Here is a 14057-nt window from a genome sequence, read left to right as displayed (position 1 = left end):
AGCGGTGATGAACCGTGGGGGGAATATAGAGGGTTTGGCCCGAGAGGTTTACTCGGATTAAGCGTGGGTTACGGGAAAATATCTCGTTTGCCCGCTGCCTTCGACCAATGCCTGCGCAGAAAGAGCGAACAAGGTCGAAAAGACGGTGGCCGCTGTCAGGCAGCAGCCACCGTCGAGTATCAACTTGGGAAAGGCGTACGTCCGGAAACGAAGTGGCTGACATCGTTAAAGCCAGGAGTGGAAGCGTGGCCCGGGGTCACCAGCGAATCGATAAAGGCTTCGTCTTCAGCGCTGATGCGCACGCTCAGGGCCTTGGTGTAGGCATCCCACTGTTGCTCGGTCCGTGGGCCGACAATCGCCGAACTGACGGCGGTATTGTTCAGCACCCAGGCGATGGCGAACTCGACCATGCCGACCCCGCGTTGCTGGGTGTACTGCTGAATCTGCTGGGCAATACGCAGGGATTCGACCCGCCACTCGGTTTCGAGGATGCGCTTGTCCTGGCGCCCGGCGCGGCTGGCGCTGTCTGGCGTGACGTCCGGCGCATACTTGCCGCTGAGCACCCCTCGGGCCAGCGGGCTGTAGGGCACCACACCCAGGCCATAGGCCTGGGCGGCGGTGATCTGTTCGGTCTCGGCCTGGCGATTGACGATGTTGTACAGCGGCTGGCTGATCACCGGCCGCTCGATACCCAACTCGTCGGCGAGGCGCACCACTTCGGCGATCCGCCAGCCACGGTAGTTGGACAGCCCCCAGTAGCGGATCTTGCCCTGGCGCAGCAGGTCACCGATGGCCGCCACTGTGACCTGCAACGGCGTGTTGTGGTCTTCGCGGTGCAGGTAATAGATGTCCAGGTAGTCGGTGCCGAGGCGGTTCAGGCTGGCTTCGATTCCGTTGAAAATATGCTTGCGGCTCAAGCCGCTGCGGTTAGGCACGCCGTCGGCCGGACCGAAGCCGACCTTGGTCGCCAGGACCCAGTCGTGGCGATGCCGGGCGATGGCTTCGCCGACGATCTCTTCGGAGCGACCCTGGGTGTAGACATCGGCGGTGTCGATGAAGTTGATGCCCTGGTCCCAGGCCTTGTCGATGATGCGCAGTGACTCTTCGGTACTGGTCTGTTCGCCGAACATCATGGTGCCCAGGGTCAGCGTGGAGACCTGTAGACCGGAGTGGCCGAGGAGGCGATAGCTCATGGACGAATTCCTTGTGCACGGGGTTGGAGCCAGGCGAAAGGCGCCTGGCCAGGCCGTCCATCAAATACCAGAACAATCGGCTTGGGCAAACTGAATCGGCGTTGGGAGGCTGCGGCGTGTTGGCGCGCAGAAGGGGCCAGACGGCGTTAGGGGCCGGGTGCGCGGGCATTATCCGGCCTTGGATTCGCTTGCGAGGGGGGGCGCCGGATTTGAAAAAAAACCGGCGCCCCGCGTGCGCAATCAGCTGTTGCGCAGGTTGCGGGTCATGCGCAGGGCCAGCAGGCTGCCGCCAATGATCACGCCTGCCAGCAGGTACAGCGCCAGGTTGGTAGAGCCGGTGGTGTCTTTGACCCAGCCCACCAGGTACGGGCTGAGGAAACCGGCCATCTGACCCATGGAGTTGATCAGCGCGAGGCCACCGGCGGCAGCGCCGGCGCTGAGGAGTGCGGTCGGCACCGGCCAGAACATCGGCAGACCGGTGAGGGCGCCCATGGTGGCGATGGTCAGGCCGAGGATGGCCAGCACCGGGCTGGCGGCAAAGTTGACAGCAATCAGCAGGCCGACGGCGCCCATCAGCATCGGTACCACCAGGTGCCAGCGGCGTTCTTTACGCAAGTCCGCAGAACGCCCCACCAGCAACATGAACACCGCGGCCAGCAGGTAAGGGATTGCGCTAAGCCAGCCGATGACCAGGTTGTCGCTGAACCCCAGGTTCTTGATGATCGACGGCAGCCAGAAGTTGATCGCATACACCCCGCTCTGGATGCAGAAGTAGATCAGGCCGAACGCCCAGATCGCCGGGTTTCTGAACACGGCGGCCAGTGAATCGGTGGCCGTCCTGGGTTTGCTGGCCGCGTCCTGGGCCTGGTCCGCTTCGAGCACCGCGCGCTCTTTAGGCGTCAGCCACTGGGCACTGGCGAAGTTGTCGCTGAGCAGGAAGAACGCCAGCGCGCCGAGGATCACGGTCGGTATGCCTTGCAGCAGGAACATCCACTGCCAGCCGGCAAGGCCGCCCTGACCGGCGGCGAAGTGGTTGAGGATCCACCCGGAAAACGGGCTGCCCAGCAGGCCCGAGACCGGGATCGCGGACATGAACAGGGCCATGATTCGGCCACGGCGAAAGCTTGGGAACCATTGCGAGAGGTACAGCACCACCCCCGGGAAGAAGCCGGCTTCGGCAGCGCCGGTGAACAGGCGCAGGGTGTAGAAGCCGGTCGGCGTGGTGACGAACAGCAGGCAGGTGGAGAGGGTGCCCCAGGTGATCATCATCAGCGCGATCCAGCGCCGGGGGCCAAACTTGTTCAGCGCCAGGTTGCTCGGCACGCCGCACAGCACATAGCCGATAAAGAAAATCCCTGCACCCAGGCCGTACACGGTTTCGCTGAATTTCAGGGCATCGAGCATCTGCAGCTTGGCGAATCCAACGTTGACCCGGTCGAGGTAGTTGAACAGGTAGCAGATGAAGATGAAGGGGATCAGGCGCAGGGTAATGCGCTTGTAGACGGCATTTTTGTCGTCATCGGTGGCCAGGGTAGCGGCGGCGCTCTGTGACATGGCGGGTCTCTCTTTATTATGATTTTTTGCGATGCAAGGGTAACGTTGATCGCCCTGAGAGTCTCGACCACAGCCCCGGCTGCTGTCTTTGTGCCCACGCACAGGGTTTGCAGGCTAACCCTGTGCTGCTGAACAACCCCACGGGCCTGTTGGTGGCCCGCCTTCAAGGAACACGCTGCTATGTTCGAACTGGACCATGACCTGGCACAGGATATTGTCGACCGGACGATGGCGATTCTGCCGTACAACGTCAATGTCATGGACAGCCAGGGCCTGATCCTCGGCAGTGGCGAGCCCGAGCGCATCAATACTCGCCATGAAGGCGCGCAACTGGTGCTGGCCAACGGTCGGGTGGTGGAAATCGACGCACAGACCGCCAAGCACCTCAAGGGCGTGCAGCCGGGCATCAACTTGCCCTTGCTGCATGACCAGAGGTTGATCGGCGTGCTGGGCATCACCGGCGAACCGGAACTGCTGCGCACCTACGCCGCCCTGGTGCAGATGACCGCCGAAATGCTGGTAGGCCAGCGCCATCAGCAGGCAGAACAGCAATGGCGACGCCAGCGTTGCGATGATTTGCTGGCGCTGTTGCTCAGCGATGAGGGGGATTCGACACGGCTGGCAGACGAAGCCCAGCAGATGGGCCTCAAACCCCAGCTGGCGCGCACCCCGTATCTGTTCGAGCTGGGCCTGGAGCACGGTGTCGGGCAAACCGCCGAAGCCTTGAGTGCCTGGCTGATATCACGTTATCCGGACAGCTGGTGCGTCAGCTCGGCTCAAACGTCGCTGCTCTGGTGCCGGCCCGCCACCTTGACGGTGGACAACCAGCGCCTGCTGGAAAAACTCGACGGCCTGGGGTGGAACATTTTGCGGATTGCCGTGGGTGGCCAGGCGGATGGGTTGGCCGGCTTGCGGCGCTGCTACCGGCGGGTCAGCGATTTGCTGGCTTACGGCCGAGACCTGCTGCCGCATGCCCGGCTGCTGACCCTGAACCGCTTTCGACTGCCGGTCATGCTCTGGCGGCATCGAAACGACGACGCTCTGGATGAGCTGCTCAACCCATTGCGCAAGGTGCTTGCCAAGGACGGCAATGGCCAGTTACTGGCGACCTTGCGCAGTTGGTGCGAACACGACGGCCAGAGCCAGGCCTGCGCCGACGCCCTGGGTATCCACCGCAACAGCCTGCGCTATCGCATGGAGCGCATCGCCGAACTCAGCGGCGTCGACCCCCTGCGCCTGGACGGCATGCTCGCTTTGTACCTGGGCGTGCAATTGCTGCCACACACCATCGCCCCCCAATCCCCGGAATCCCCGTAGCCGTTGCCGAACCCGCGAGGCTGCGCTGGCCAGCATTGGCGCCGCGGGGTGTGAGGTTTCAGGCCAGTGCTGGCCGCTGTTGTAACAATGAACAATAAAGCCCATGCACTCTTGTGCAGCGGACAGGCGTCAGCACTGTCGCCAAGTGGCAGCATGGGCCGCATAAGAACTGGAGATAGCCTATGAAAATCATCATCGCCCCCGACTCGTTCAAGGACAGCCTGAGTGCCGAAGGGGTCGCCGCGGCCATTGCCGAAGGCCTGACCCGGGTCTGGCCCGAGGCGCAGTTGGTGCTGTGCCCGATGGCCGATGGCGGTGAAGGCACGGTGGAGTCGGTTCTGGCCGCCTGCGAAGGCGAATTGAGGACCACTGCAGTGCAAGGACCGCTGGGTACTTCGGTTGAAGCGCATTGGGGTTGGCTGGCGGCAAGCCACACGGCCATTATCGAAATGGCCGAGGCCAGCGGTTTGCAGTTGGTTCCTGTAAGCCAGCGAGATGCGTGCACCAGCAGCACGTTCGGCACCGGCGAGTTGATCCTGGCCGCGCTGGACGCCGGTGCCCAGCGGATTATCCTGGCGATTGGCGGCAGCGCCACCAATGATGGTGGTGCCGGCGCCTTGCAGGCGCTGGGCTTGAAACTGCTCGACGACCAGGGCCAAACCCTGGCCCGCGGCGGCCTGGCGCTGGACGCATTGGCCCGGATCGATCTTGAAGGCCTGGACCCACGCCTGGCCCAGGTCCGTTTTGAGATAGCCGCAGACGTGAACAATCCTCTGTGTGGCGAGCACGGTGCGTCGGCGATCTTCGGCCCGCAAAAAGGCGCTTCGTCACAACAGGTGCAGCAACTGGACCGGGCCCTGGGGCATTTTGCCGATCACTGCGCGCACGTCTTGCCTCGGGACGTGCGGGACGAACCGGGCAGTGGCGCTGCTGGTGGCCTGGGGTTCGCGGCCAAGGCATTTCTCGGCGCGCAGTTTCGTCCCGGGGTGGAGGTGGTGGCCGAACTGGTAGGCCTGGAGCAGGCGGTGCGTGGCGCCGACCTGGTGATCACCGGCGAAGGCCGGTTCGATGCCCAGACCCTGCGCGGTAAAACGCCTTTCGGCGTAGCTCGGGTGGCCCGGCAGCATGGCGTGCCGGTGATTGTGCTCGCGGGCACTTTGGGCCAAGGGTATGAGCAAATGTACCAGCACGGTGTCGAGGCAGCGTTCGCCCTGGCTTCCGGGCCCATGACCCTGGAGCAGGCCTGCGCCGAGGCGCCACGGCTCTTGAGCGAGCGCGCCGAGGCGATTGCTCGGTTGTGGCGGCTGGCGGCGCAAAAGGTCAACTGAGCCTTCGATTGCGCTGAACCCGAGACAGCTTTCGCGGGTTCAGCGTTGTTTGTCGAGTCAGCGCCCATCGCACCTGGCGGGGGGCGCCAGGAACCTCAGTAAACCCCACCACCACTGGTCGGTGCGACATGGCCCTTGTACTGTCCGGCCAGGCTTTGCAGGCCTTTCATCAGGACAGTGGTGTCCACTCCGACCGCGACAAAGTGTGCCCCCAGGTCGATATAACGTCGCGCCAGTGTCGGGTCGGCACTGAGAATTCCCACCGCCTTGCCGGCCTGGCGAACCCGCCGGATTGCATCTTCTATCGCGGCAGCCACATCGGGATGCCCCGGGTTGCCGCGATGGCCCATGGCGGCCGAGAGGTCCGCCGGACCGATAAACAACCCGTCGACGCCAGCCACGGCGGCAATCGCATCCAGGTTGGCCAGGCCTTCGAGGTTTTCGATCTGCACCAGCAGGCACATCTGTTCATCGGCCTGATCCAGGTAGCCGGGGATGCTGTTCCAGCGCGACGCCCGGGCCAAAGCGCTGCCGACACCGCGCACACCTTGCGGCGGATAGCGCATGGCACGCACCAGTTGCTGCGCCTGGGCGGCAGTCTCGACCATCGGCACCAGCAGGGTCTGGGCGCCGATATCGAGTAACTGCTTGATCAGTGCAGTGTCGCCAATCGGCGGGCGAATGATGGCTTGCGACGGATAGGGCGCAATCGCCTGGAGCTGGGCGAGCAGGCTGCGCAAGTCGTTGGGGGCGTGCTCGGCGTCGAGCAGCAGCCAGTCGAAACCGGCATTGGCCGCCAGTTCGGCACAGTAGGCATTGGCCAGACCAAGCCACAGACCAATCTGTGGCTCGGCCTGGAGCAGGCGTTGTTTGAAGGTGTTGACTGGCAATTGCATGGCAGCGTCCTCAGACAAAACGGCAGGCGATGGAGCCGAGTTGATCGTAGTCGACATGGAAGGTATCGCCGGGGCGCGCTGCCACCGGCCGGGTGAACGAGCCGCCGAGGATGATCTGCCCGGCTTCAAGGCCCACGTCATAGGCCGCCAGTTTGTTGGCCAGCCAGGCCACGCCTTTGGCCGGGTGGTTGAGCACCGCCGCCGAGACCCCGGACTCTTCGATCACCCCGTTGCGGTACAGCACCGCGGGCACCTTGCGCAGGTCAATATCGCCAGGCCGCACTGCGCGGCCGCCCATCACCACCCCGGCGTTGGCCGCATTGTCGGAAATGGTGTCGAACACCTTGCGCGTGACCTGGGTCTGAGGGTCAAGCTGCTGGATTCGCGCGTCGATGATCTCCAGCGCCGGAATCACCCATTCAGTGGCATCGAGAACATCGAACAGCGTGCAATTCGGGCCCTTGAGGGGTTTGCCGAGGATAAACGCCAGCTCCACTTCGACCCGCGGCACGATAAAGCGCTCGAAGGGGATGTCGCTGCCTTCATCGAACAGCATGTCGTCGAGCAGCGCGCCGAAGTCCGGCTCGGTGATGTTCGACGACACCTGCATGGCGCGCGAGGTCAGGCCGATCTTGTGCCCGACCAGCTTGCGACCGTCGCGGATCTTCTGCTCGACCCAGCAGCGCTGGATGGCGTAAGCGTCTTCGAGGGTGATGCCGGGGAATTGCAGCGACAGTTGGCCGATCTGTTCCCGGCTGCGCTCGGCCGCGTCGAGGCGGGCGGCGGCCTGTTGAATGTCCAAGGTGCTGAGCATGATTATTTCTCTCGTGGATTGACAATAAGGGCGGGCACCCGCAGCACCAGCCAGGCGCCGCAGGCGATCAGCAGGGCCAGGGCATACAGCGCCAGGCTGGCACTTTGGGTGGCGTCGCGGACAACGCCGATCAGGTACGGCGCGAGGAACGAGGCAATGCTGCCAAACGAGCTGATCATCGCGATGCCGGCCGCCTGGGTGCTGCTGGCCAGAAAGGCCGGGGGCAGTTGCCAGAACATCGGCAGGGCAGCGCTGGCGCCCATGCCGGCGATCATCAGGCCGCCCATGACCAGCCAGGCGTTGTCCGGCGCCAGGCCGGTGAGGATCAAGCCCAGGCTCGACATCAGCAGCGGCACACTGAGGTGCCAGCGGCGTTCGCGCAGGCGATCCGAAGAGCGCCCGATGCCAATCATGAACAGGCAGCCGGCCAGGTAGGGCAGGGCACTGAGCATGCCGACGCTGCTGTCGCGGGCGATGCCGGCGTGGTGGATCAGGGTCGGCATCCAGAAGGCGATGGTATTCACCGCCAGCATCACCGCGAAGTAGATGCACACCAGCAGCCAGATGTATTTGTCCTTGAGGATCCCGCCGAAGCTGGTGATCGACTTGTGCTGTTCTTCCTGCTTGAGCGCAGCGTGCAATTGTTGCTTCTGTTGCGGGCTGAGCCAGCTGACCTGATCGATGCTTTCCGGCAGGGCCTTGAGTACCACCAAGCCGAGAAACACCACGGGCAGGCCTTCGATCAGGAACATCCATTGCCAGCCCCGCAGGCCGCCGAAATCATGGAAGCCTTCGAGAATCCAGCCCGACAACGGTCCGCCGATGACCCCGGCCATGGGCACGGCAATGGCGAACAGGGCCGTGACCTGCCCGCGTTTACCTGCCGGGAACCAGCGGTTGAGCAAGACCAGGATGCCCGGGAAGAAGCCGGCCTCGGCGACCCCCAGCAGAAAGCGCAGGACATAGAAGCCGAGCGCGCTGTCGATCAACAGCATGCCTGCCGACAGCAGACCCCAGACCACCATCAGGGTGGCGATCCAGCGCCGGGGGCCGACCCGGTCCAGGGCCAGGTTGCTCGGCACGCCAAACAACGCGTAGGCAATGAAAAACAGCCCGGCGCCAAAGCCGTAGACGCTGTCGCTGAACCCCAGGTCCTGGGTCATCTGCAGCTTGGCGAAGCCGATATTGATGCGGTCCAGGTGGGCGAAGATGTAACAGGTAAACAGCAGCGGCATCAGGCGCCAGGTGATCTGACGGTAGGTGTCGTTGACTGCTGTTGCGGTGTTCATGGCAAGTGTCGAGCCGGGCATTGGAGTGATCTCCTTATTGTTATTTTGCTTAAAGCCGGGACAAAGGCTCCCCATACCCACGGCGAGAAGGCTGCGGGCGTATACCTATTGCGCGACAGGTTCAGGCCCGCTGGATGAACATCCGGGGCACCGTCTGCGGTTTGGCTAGGGGGCGCTGTCAGGCCTGGTTCTTGAGAAACTCGTGCACGTTGTTGTGCTTGAAGTTGAGCTCGGCATCCAGCTCGGTCATCTCGAATGACAACGCCAGCAGGCGCTGGGCCTGGAGTTGTGCGAAGTGGCCCTTGATGATCTCGAACAGGTCTTCGGCCACCTGGCGTCGGGTGGCCAGGTCACGCCCGGCACCGACCTGTAAGCGCATATGGACAAAGGCGTAATCGTGTTTGCCATCGGCCATGCGCCAGGTGTCCAGGCGCACGCCACGGCTGCGGATACCGCCCAGGGGGAACACGCCACTGGCGCCCAGGTAGTGATGGACCTTCTCGAACAGGGCCGGCAAGTCGGCGGCCTGTTCGATGTTGTCGGTGTATTCAGCAACGAAATGCGGCATGAAACCTCCTTTGGAGGCAGCTGCAAACTTGAAGCTGCAAGCGGCAGGAGTTTTCCTGCGGCTTGCAGCCTGTGGTTTGGCGCTGCTTCAAACCTCGAAAATGGCGTTGATCTGGCCGGTGCCGGAGCTGCCGAATGGCGGGGTGATGATCTGCGCCGGTTTGTTGTATTCGGGCCCGCCCAGCAGGCCAAGCAACATCGCGGTGTCGTGCATCTTGCCTTCGCCATAGCAGTGTTCGGCGTAATCCGGCAGCATCGCGCAGAACTCGCGAAAGCGCCCTTGCTGCCACAGTTCCACCACCCGCATATCCACCTGTTTGTCGAACTCCCGGGTCCAGCTATGGATATTGGCTTCAGCCACTCGGTCGTCTGAAAAGCGATGGGACAGCGAGCCCGAGGCCAGCACCAGCACCTTGCGATCGCTCTTTTCGATGGCGCGGCGCACAGCGGCGCCGAAGGTGAAGCTGTCCTGGAGGGTGTGCCAGGCGCACCAGGCGGCAATCGACACCACTTTGAAGTGCTGTTCCGGCGGCACGTCCATGTGCATGTAGCGCATCGGGACCAAGGTGCCGTACTCCAGCTCCAGGCTGGGAATGTTGTGGGCCAGGGTGCGTACATCGGCGGCCACGGCTTCGGCCGCGATCAACTCGCCCAGCTCGGTGCAACCCTGGTAGTCATACGTCATGTTCTTGATGAAGTGCGGCAGCTCGTTGCTGGTGTAGGTGCCCTGGAAATGCTCACCGCAATTGACGTGGTAACCGCTGTTGACCAGCCAGTGCACGTCGAACACCACCGCGGTATCGGCCCCCAGCTCCCGCGCGCGGCGGGCGATTTCCTTGTGCCCGGCAATCGCCGCTTCGCGGCAACCGTGGTGCTTGCCCGGCAGTTCGGACAGGTACATCGATGGAACGTGACAGACCTTGGCGGCTAGAACGACTTCGCCCATGGTGCTTCTCCTGAAACATCTTATTGTTCGACCTGTAGCCGGAGCCCCTGGCTGCGCTGGGGCATGCAGCGGCTACAGACTGTGCAAAACCTTACACGCCCCAGCGCGGGATGTGGTGGCTACCCATGGAAAGGCAGACGTTCTTGATCTCGGCAAAGACTTCGAAGCTGTACTCACCGCCTTCACGGCCGGTGCCTGAGCCCTTGATGCCGCCGAATGGCTGGCGCAGGTCGCGTACGTTCTGGCTGTTGATGAACACCATGCCGGCCTCGATGCCACGGGCCAGGCGGTGGGCCTTGCCGATGTCCTGGGTCCAGATATAAGACGCCAGGCCGTATTCGGTATCGTTGGCCAGTTGCAGCGCCTCGGCTTCGTCCTTGAACGGGATCAGGCACACAACCGGGCCGAAGATTTCCTCCTGGGCGATGCGCATCTTGTTATTGACGTCGGCAAACACCGTCGGCTGGATAAACTGGCCGCGGCTCAGGTGCGCCGGCAGGTTGGCCGGACGCTCCAGCCCGCCGGCGAGGAGGGTGGCGCCTTCTTCGAGACCGATCTTGATGTAGCCGGTGACCTTGTCGTAGTGGGCCTGGGTGATCATCGAGCCGACTTGGGTCTTGGGGTCCTGCGGGTCGCCGACGATCAGGCGCTTGGCACGGGCGGCGAACTCCTTGATGAACTCGGGGTAGACGCTTTCCTGGATGAACACCCGGCTCCCGGCGGTGCAACGCTCGCCGTTGAGGGAAAAAATGGTGAACAGTGCAGCGTCCAGCGCACGCTCAAGATCGGCGTCTTCAAAAATCAGCACCGGCGACTTGCCGCCCAGCTCCATGGAGTACTTTTTCAGCCCGGCGGTCTGCATGATCTTCTTGCCGGTGGCGGTGCCGCCGGTGAAGGAAATGGCCCGCACGTCCGGGTGGCGAACCAGGGCGTCGCCAGCGGTGGCGCCATAGCCCTGGACGATGTTCAGCACCCCGGCCGGGATCCCGGCTTCATGGGCCAGGCGCCCCAGCTCATTGGCCGTCAGTGGCGACAACTCTGACATCTTCAGCACCGCAGTATTGCCCAGTGCCAGGCATGGCGCGGTCTTCCAGGTGGCGGTCATGAACGGTACGTTCCACGGCGACACCAGGGCGCATACGCCCACCGGCTGGTACAGGGTGTAGTTGAGCATCTGGTCATCGACCGGATAACTGTGACCATCCATGCGGGTGCAGACTTCGGCAAAGAAGTCGAAGTTGTGGGAGGCGCGGGGGATCAGCACGTTTTTGGTCTGGTGAATCGGCAAGCCGGTGTCGAGGGTTTCCAGCTCTGCCAGGTGCGGTACGTTTTGTTCGATCAGTTCGCCGAGCTTGCGCATCAGCCGCGCGCGCTCCTTGGCCGGGGTGTTGGCCCATTTCGGAAAGGCTTCCTTGGCGGCCGCGACCGCCTGGGCCACTTCCTCGGCGCCGCCACTGGCGACTTCGCCGATGGCTTCACCGGTAGCCGGGTTGTAGTTGGTGAAGACGTCTTGGCTTTCGACCTCACGGCCGTTGATCCAGTGTTTGATCATTTATGCATGCTCCTTGGCCGCGCGAGCCGGGTGATTGAGGGCAAGGCTGGCGAAAAAATCGGTTTCACTGACGATACGGTTGACCAGGCGTCCAACGCCTTCGACTTCCACCACCACTTCATCGCCGGGCACCACGTCGGACAGGCCTTCGGGGGTGCCGGTGGCGATCATGTCGCCGGGTTGCAGGGTCATGAAGCTGGAGAGGTACTCGATCAGGTAAGGGATGTCGAAAATCATGTCGGCGGTGCTGCCTTCCTGGCGCAGCTCGCCATTGACCCAGGTCCGCAGCTTGAGGTTGGACGGGTCAGGCACGTCGGCCACATCGACGATCCACGGGCCGACCGGGGTGGTGGCGTCGCGGTTTTTTACCCGCAGGTTGGGCCGGTAGTAGTTCTCGAGGTAGTCGCGGATCGCGTAGTCGTTGCACACCGTGTAGCCCGCGAGATAGTCCAGGGCGTCTGCACGCTTGACGTTGCGTGCGGTCTTGCCGATGACCGCCACCAACTCGCACTCGTAGTGCATGTAGGCGACGTTGTCCGGGCGCCAGGTCACCTGGTTGTGACCGGTGTAGGTCCCGGGTGACTTGATGAAGGCCAGGGGTTCGGTCGGCGGCTTGAATGCCAGTTCGGCGGCGTGGTCGGCGTAGTTCAGGCCCAGGGCAAACATGCTGCCGGTGGCCGGTGGCAGCCACTCCACCTGGTTCGCGGCGACCACCCGGCCATCGGCCAGGGTCAGAGAGTCGGTAGCAGTGACCACTGCGTGGTGGACCTGCCCCTGGAAACGGATGCGTGCGTGTTTCATGTCAGTTCCTTATTCGGCAACGATGGTGTTGGACAGCCGGCCCAGGCCGCTGATGTCCACCTCGACCCGGTCACCGGGGCGCACGTCGACGCGGCCTTCGGGGGTGCCGGTAATCAGCACATCGCCCGCATGCAAGGTCATGAACTCGCTGAGTTCGACGATCAACTGCGGGATGCTGCGCACGAAGTTCGCGGTGCTGTTTTCCTGCACCAGTTCGCCGTTGACGAACAGCTTGAGGCTCAAGGCGTGGGGGTCGCTGACCTGATCGGCAGGCACCAGCTCCGGGCCGAGCGGGCAAAAGCCGTCACGGCATTTAGCCTTGACGGCAGGGCGGTAGTAACTGTCTTCCGGCAGGCTGAACTCATTGACGATGGTGTAGCCGGCCACGTGTTGCATGGCGTTTTCCAGGCTGACGCGGCTGGCACTCTTGCCGATCACCACCCCCAGTGCCGGGCCCGGCTGCAGGCGTTCGACCCCCTTGGGGTACACCACGGGCTGGCCGTCGGCGTTGCGGGTATTGGGCGTCTTGATGAACAGCACCGGCTTGACCGGCGGCTTCTGGTAGGGCGGCTGGGTGAAGGATTGCAGGTGGTCTTGCAGCAGGCCCTGGTAGTTCAGCGCAACGCCGAACAGGGTGCCACCGGCGAGGTCGTTCAGTGCACGACTCATTGTTGTTTTCTCCATGAGCGTCGCGGAAAGAGCGTCAGCCGCGAGTCGTTTTCGTTAATGTGTTAACGTTATATTTAATATGTTAACGATCGTCAAGCGTCGGCCATCGTCCGGGTGTCCGGTACTGGTGAACGGGCCATGAATCACGCAGGATGTGGACGCGTCGAAGGTCAGAAAATAAAAATGAGAAGCCGCTCATGAGCGATCGCCAACCGATTCCCAACATCAATATCGGGCAGGTCTACGACCAGCGTTATGCCGACTCCCAGGTGCACTACGACAAGCTGAGCAACCTCGCCGGTTTTTTCGGACGCAATATGCGGGTGCATCGCCATGACCGGTTTTTCCAGGTGCACTACGTGCAAAGTGGTGCGGTGCGGGTCTACCTCGACGACCAGCAGTACCTGGAGTCGGGGCCGATGTTCTTCATCACGCCGCCGACCGTTCCCCATTCCTTCGTGACCGAAGCCGACAGCGAAGGCCATGTGCTGACGGTACGCCAGCAGTTGGTCTGGGAACTGATCGAGGCTGACCGCAGCCTGGCGCCGGCCCCGCAGATACCGCCGGCCTGTGTGGCCCTGGCACGCCTGGGCCCGGAGTTCGGCGCCGAGGCGCGACGCCTGTCCCTGCTGTTCGAGGAACTGCAACGCGAGGCCGCCGAGCAGGCACCCGGGCGCGAGCAGGCCCTGCTGGCCCTGACCCGGCTGATCCTCATCAGCCTGCTCAGGTTGTCCGCCAATTCCCTCGAGGCGCGTCCGGCGCGCCACGAAGACTTGCAGATCTTCCACCGCTTCAATGAGCTGATCGAGGCGCACTACTTGCAACATTGGCCGTTGTCGCGCTACGCCCGGCAGATCGGGGTCACCGAGGCGCGCCTGAATGATGTGTGCCGGCGCATCGCCGACTTGCCGTCCAAGCGCCTGGTGTACGAGCGGCTGATGCAGGAGGCCAAGCGCCTGTTGCTGTTTACCGCCAGCACGGTGAATGAAATCTGCTACCAGCTGGGGTTCAAGGACCCGGCCTATTTCAGTCGTTTTTTTCAGCGCAATGCCAAGCTCGCCCCGGGCGAATATCGTCTGCGCCAGGACCGTGCCGAGCGTTCGGCCTAGCGCGTGCGGGGCTGTTGGTGCG

At 63.2% G+C, this 14057-nt stretch carries 13 protein-coding genes; 3 read left to right on the top strand and 10 right to left on the bottom strand.

Translation table 11 applies throughout. From position 1 onward, the window contains the following. Positions 1-179 precede the first annotated feature (179 nt). Together JFU57_RS24200 and JFU57_RS24195 are read right to left on the bottom strand one after the other, a co-directional pair. On the bottom strand, positions 180-1193 hold the full coding sequence (locus JFU57_RS24200; protein ID WP_201131015.1) for an aldo/keto reductase: 1014 nt from the start codon (positions 1191-1193) through the stop codon (positions 180-182). A 240-nt stretch (positions 1194-1433) separates the two neighbouring features. Further along, a complete protein-coding gene (locus JFU57_RS24195) occupies positions 1434-2747 on the bottom strand; it encodes an MFS transporter (RefSeq protein ID WP_078472996.1) in 1314 nt (437 codons plus the stop codon). A 180-nt stretch (positions 2748-2927) separates the two neighbouring features. On the opposite strand from JFU57_RS24195, the gene JFU57_RS24190 reads away from it, so the two are divergent. Together JFU57_RS24190 and JFU57_RS24185 are read left to right on the top strand one after the other, a co-directional pair. Further along, positions 2928-4064 carry a sugar diacid recognition domain-containing protein gene (locus JFU57_RS24190; RefSeq protein WP_201131014.1) on the top strand — a complete coding sequence of 379 codons (1137 nt, stop codon included), beginning with the start codon at positions 2928-2930 and terminating at the stop codon, positions 4062-4064. A gap of 182 nt (positions 4065-4246) precedes the next feature. Continuing rightward, positions 4247-5392 carry a glycerate kinase gene (locus JFU57_RS24185; RefSeq protein ID WP_201131013.1) on the top strand — a complete coding sequence of 382 codons (1146 nt, stop codon included), beginning with the start codon at positions 4247-4249 and terminating at the stop codon, positions 5390-5392. A 95-nt stretch (positions 5393-5487) separates the two neighbouring features. On the opposite strand, the gene hpaI is transcribed toward JFU57_RS24185, so the two are convergent. From hpaI to JFU57_RS24145, 8 genes are all read right to left on the bottom strand, one after another. Beyond that, positions 5488-6288 carry a 4-hydroxy-2-oxoheptanedioate aldolase gene (gene hpaI / locus JFU57_RS24180; RefSeq protein WP_201131012.1) on the bottom strand — a complete coding sequence of 267 codons (801 nt, stop codon included), beginning with the start codon at positions 6286-6288 and terminating at the stop codon, positions 5488-5490. Between the two features lie 10 nt (positions 6289-6298). Then, positions 6299-7102 (bottom strand): 2-oxo-hept-4-ene-1,7-dioate hydratase, encoded by an 804-nt coding sequence (hpaH, locus tag JFU57_RS24175; protein WP_201131011.1) that lies wholly within the window; start codon positions 7100-7102, stop codon positions 6299-6301. 2 nt (positions 7103-7104) lie between these two features. Further along, on the bottom strand, positions 7105-8412 hold the full coding sequence (locus JFU57_RS24170) for an MFS transporter (protein ID WP_201131010.1): 1308 nt from the start codon (positions 8410-8412) through the stop codon (positions 7105-7107). Between the two features lie 157 nt (positions 8413-8569). Next, positions 8570-8959 (bottom strand): 5-carboxymethyl-2-hydroxymuconate Delta-isomerase, encoded by a 390-nt coding sequence (locus tag JFU57_RS24165; protein WP_201131009.1) that lies wholly within the window; start codon positions 8957-8959, stop codon positions 8570-8572. 87 nt (positions 8960-9046) lie between these two features. Beyond that, positions 9047-9904, bottom strand: a complete 858-nt coding sequence (gene hpaD / locus JFU57_RS24160) for a 3,4-dihydroxyphenylacetate 2,3-dioxygenase (RefSeq protein ID WP_020294632.1) — start codon at positions 9902-9904, stop codon at positions 9047-9049. A gap of 91 nt (positions 9905-9995) precedes the next feature. Then, positions 9996-11456 (bottom strand): 5-carboxymethyl-2-hydroxymuconate semialdehyde dehydrogenase, encoded by a 1461-nt coding sequence (gene hpaE / locus JFU57_RS24155; protein ID WP_020294631.1) that lies wholly within the window; start codon positions 11454-11456, stop codon positions 9996-9998. After that, positions 11457-12257: a fumarylacetoacetate hydrolase family protein gene (locus JFU57_RS24150; protein ID WP_201131008.1), complete on the bottom strand. Its 801-nt coding sequence runs from the start codon at positions 12255-12257 to the stop codon at positions 11457-11459. It lies immediately after the preceding gene. Positions 12258-12266: 9 nt separating this feature from the next. After that, complete coding sequence (locus JFU57_RS24145) at positions 12267-12926, bottom strand: fumarylacetoacetate hydrolase family protein (RefSeq protein ID WP_078472988.1); 660 nt, start codon at positions 12924-12926, stop codon at positions 12267-12269. A gap of 197 nt (positions 12927-13123) precedes the next feature. Between JFU57_RS24145 and hpaA the strand changes: the two genes are divergently transcribed. Next, positions 13124-14035 carry a 4-hydroxyphenylacetate catabolism regulatory protein HpaA gene (gene hpaA / locus JFU57_RS24140; protein WP_020294628.1) on the top strand — a complete coding sequence of 304 codons (912 nt, stop codon included), beginning with the start codon at positions 13124-13126 and terminating at the stop codon, positions 14033-14035. The last annotated feature ends 22 nt before the right edge of the window (positions 14036-14057 follow it).

It is taken from the genome of Pseudomonas sp. TH07 (genome assembly GCF_016651285.1).
GTDB lineage: Bacteria > Pseudomonadota > Gammaproteobacteria > Pseudomonadales > Pseudomonadaceae > Aquipseudomonas.
Note: the sequence above shows the minus strand (reverse complement) of the source record. Positions and strands in the feature narration are given on the sequence as shown.

Excerpts from the sequence above, each read along its gene's own strand:
- JFU57_RS24170 (WP_201131010.1), bottom strand. The coding sequence starts at position 8,412 with ATGCCCGGCTCGACACTTGCCATGAACACCGCAACAGCAGTCAACGAC.
- JFU57_RS24165 (WP_201131009.1), bottom strand. The coding sequence starts at position 8,959 with ATGCCGCATTTCGTTGCTGAATACACCGACAACATCGAACAGGCCGCC.
- hpaE (WP_020294631.1), bottom strand. The coding sequence starts at position 11,456 with ATGATCAAACACTGGATCAACGGCCGTGAGGTCGAAAGCCAAGACGTC.
- hpaD (WP_020294632.1), bottom strand. The coding sequence starts at position 9,904 with ATGGGCGAAGTCGTTCTAGCCGCCAAGGTCTGTCACGTTCCATCGATG.
- hpaI (WP_201131012.1), bottom strand. The coding sequence starts at position 6,288 with ATGCAATTGCCAGTCAACACCTTCAAACAACGCCTGCTCCAGGCCGAG.
- JFU57_RS24185 (WP_201131013.1), top strand. The coding sequence starts at position 4,247 with ATGAAAATCATCATCGCCCCCGACTCGTTCAAGGACAGCCTGAGTGCC.
- JFU57_RS24145 (WP_078472988.1), bottom strand. The coding sequence starts at position 12,926 with ATGAGTCGTGCACTGAACGACCTCGCCGGTGGCACCCTGTTCGGCGTT.
- JFU57_RS24200 (WP_201131015.1), bottom strand. The coding sequence starts at position 1,193 with ATGAGCTATCGCCTCCTCGGCCACTCCGGTCTACAGGTCTCCACGCTG.
- hpaA (WP_020294628.1), top strand. The coding sequence starts at position 13,124 with ATGAGCGATCGCCAACCGATTCCCAACATCAATATCGGGCAGGTCTAC.
- JFU57_RS24190 (WP_201131014.1), top strand. The coding sequence starts at position 2,928 with ATGTTCGAACTGGACCATGACCTGGCACAGGATATTGTCGACCGGACG.
- hpaH (WP_201131011.1), bottom strand. The coding sequence starts at position 7,102 with ATGCTCAGCACCTTGGACATTCAACAGGCCGCCGCCCGCCTCGACGCG.
- JFU57_RS24195 (WP_078472996.1), bottom strand. The coding sequence starts at position 2,747 with ATGTCACAGAGCGCCGCCGCTACCCTGGCCACCGATGACGACAAAAAT.
- JFU57_RS24150 (WP_201131008.1), bottom strand. The coding sequence starts at position 12,257 with ATGAAACACGCACGCATCCGTTTCCAGGGGCAGGTCCACCACGCAGTG.